The sequence below is a fragment of the Ilyobacter sp. genome, assembly GCF_041583315.1.
Lineage (GTDB): Bacteria > Fusobacteriota > Fusobacteriia > Fusobacteriales > Fusobacteriaceae > Ilyobacter.
This window is the reverse complement of the sequence record NZ_JBFHGC010000437.1, coordinates 1-2483: the sequence shown is the minus strand read 5'-3', so window position 1 is coordinate 2483 and position 2483 is coordinate 1. Positions and strand designations below refer to the sequence as shown.

Below are 2483 nucleotides of genomic sequence, written 5' to 3'. Positions count from 1 at the left end.
CAGCTCCATCTTTTTTGTCGCAATTAATTATACAATTCAAGTATTAAATTTACAATCTCTTTAATTACTTTATAAACCGTGTTATGCTATAATTTCTTATATAAAATTTAACAGTGAGGTATCGCTTATGAATAATATTTTAAAGAATAAAAATATGGGCTTACTTTTAGCAGGCTCTTCAATTATAAGTTTTTCTGCAGTATTTACCAGACTATCTGCAGCGAGCTCCAGCATTTCCGCTTTTTACAGGGTATTTTTCGGAGCACTGTTCCTATTGGTATTTTGTCTGATAAAGAAAGAAAAATTATGGGCTGGCATCCCAGCCTTCCTATATTCTGCCCTTGCAGGATTATTTTTTGCTCTTGACCTCTTTGCATGGCACAGAAGTATTAACTATATCGGTCCCGGTCTTGCTACTGTACTGTCAAATTTTCAGGTAGTTTTTATAACTTTTATAACTATTACAATATTTAAAGAAAAGATTAACTGGAAATTTTATCTGTCGATTTTTTTAGCACTCATAGGTATATTTCTCCTATGCGGAGTCAACTGGAACGGAAACACAGAAAGCTATAAAACGGGGGTCATTTTGGGACTGGTCACAGCTGTATTTTATACTGGCTATATTCTGGCTCTAAATTTTTCGTCCAAGTTAGAAAACAAACTCTCTCCTAAGAGCAATATATTTTGGGTATGTGTCTCTTCAACTATTTTCTTGGGAACTATTTCAAAATTCTCTGGAGAAAGTTTTAGTCTGATCTCAAATAAAAATTTAATTATCCTATTAGCTTACGGAATTCTCGGCCAAGGGGTGGGATGGGTTTTTATATCCTCATCTATGTCAAGTATCCCTGTATCCACAGCGGCTTTGATACTGCTTATGCAGCCAGTATTGTCCATGACATGGGATATAATATTTTTTAAACGACCCACAAACATTATCGATCTTATTGGATTTATCCTGTCTCTAGGTGCTATTTATCTAGGTGCCACCAGTAGAGAATCTGAAAATAAAAATCTTACAAAAACAGAAGAGGTGTAATTTATATTCTGATTTTTCTATAATTTATCTTTTAATGTCATCAAATTCTGTAAAATAAAATTTGACATTTTTATCTCCCTGGTTATATAATCCCCTTAAGGAAAATCAAAATTTTATATGCGAATGTTGCTAGGGGAGCCTTTTTGGCTGAGAGGAGAAATCCGACCCTTAGAACCTGATCTGGATAATACCAGCGTAGGGAAGCGGCGGAAATCTTTTATACGAACACTGGGGAAGTCTCATCTTCCTGTCAGGTTAATTCTGCTGCTCTGTACTTTGGTACAGGGCTTTTTTTATTCCCATGAAACCTCTGGACCAGTTAGGTTCTAAGAAAAATAAAAGATTTACAAGATCTCGTCACGAATGGGCACCAATGAAAATGATAAATTAACACGAATAAAATCTCCAGATAAAAAAGATAAAACACTTTATCACAGAGGACACAGAGAGAAGTGCCCTCTGCGACCAAAATATTTTAGGTTTTATCTTTATTCGTGCAATTCGTGGCAAAATCTTTTGACTCTGCACTTTATAAAAAATTTATAAGAATAAAACATAATCTTAAGGAGGATTCAAATGTCTTACATGACTCAGATGGAAGCTGCAAGAAAAGGTATATTCACAAAGGAGATGGAGATCGTATTAAGAGCGGAGCCTATCTCAAAAGAAGATCTTATGGAAAAAATGGCCCAAGGGAAGATAGTAATCCCTGCAAATAAAAACCACAAATCTCTTTCGCCTAAGGGTATAGGGGAGGGATTGAAAACAAAAATCAACGTCAACCTGGGAGTTTCTGAAGACTGCTGCAACCAGGAACTAGAGCTCGAGAAAGTAATGAATTCAATAAAATTAGGTGCCGACGCAATAATGGACCTCAGTACATTCGGAGATACAAGAGGTTTCAGAAGAAAGCTTGCTGAAATATCCCCTGCAGCTCTTGGTACTGTCCCTATGTATGACGCTGTTGCAAAATACGGAAAAGATATAGCCTCTATGACTGTAGAAGATCTCTTTAAAGTAGTGGAAGAGCATTGCGAAGACGGGATGGATTTCCTTACAATCCATGCAGGGCTCAATCTTACATGTGTAGAAAGACTTCAGAAAAATAACAGACTTACGAAGATTGTCAGCAGAGGGGGATCTATCCTATACGAATGGATGATAAAAAACAACAAAGAAAATCCATTTTATGAGCACTTTGACAGACTTCTTGATATATGCAGAAAGCACGATGTAACTCTCAGCCTGGGAGACGGTCTGAGACCAGGAAGTCTAAAAGATGCCACAGATGCACCGCAAATCCAGGAGCTTCTCATCCTGGGAGAACTCACAAAGGCAGCCTGGGAGAAAGATGTACAGGTAATGATAGAAGGCCCAGGACATGTGCCTCTGAATGAGATAGCTGCCAACATGATGCTGGAGAAAAAGCTCTGTCACGGTG

At 37.3% G+C, this 2483-nt stretch carries 2 protein-coding genes and 1 riboswitch; both genes read left to right on the top strand.

Annotated features, from left to right (window positions below; all coding sequences use genetic code 11):
- The first annotated feature begins 127 nt into the window (after nucleotides 1-127).
- Nucleotides 128-1042, top strand: a complete 915-nt coding sequence (locus ABZA26_RS12600; protein ID WP_372714863.1) for a DMT family transporter — start codon at nucleotides 128-130, stop codon at nucleotides 1040-1042.
- Between the two features lie 121 nt (nucleotides 1043-1163).
- A riboswitch (TPP riboswitch) is annotated at nucleotides 1164-1261 on the top strand.
- Between the two features lie 357 nt (nucleotides 1262-1618).
- Nucleotides 1619-2483: phosphomethylpyrimidine synthase ThiC (gene thiC, locus ABZA26_RS12595; RefSeq protein WP_372714862.1), on the top strand; the 865-nt coding region annotated here is incomplete at its 3' end.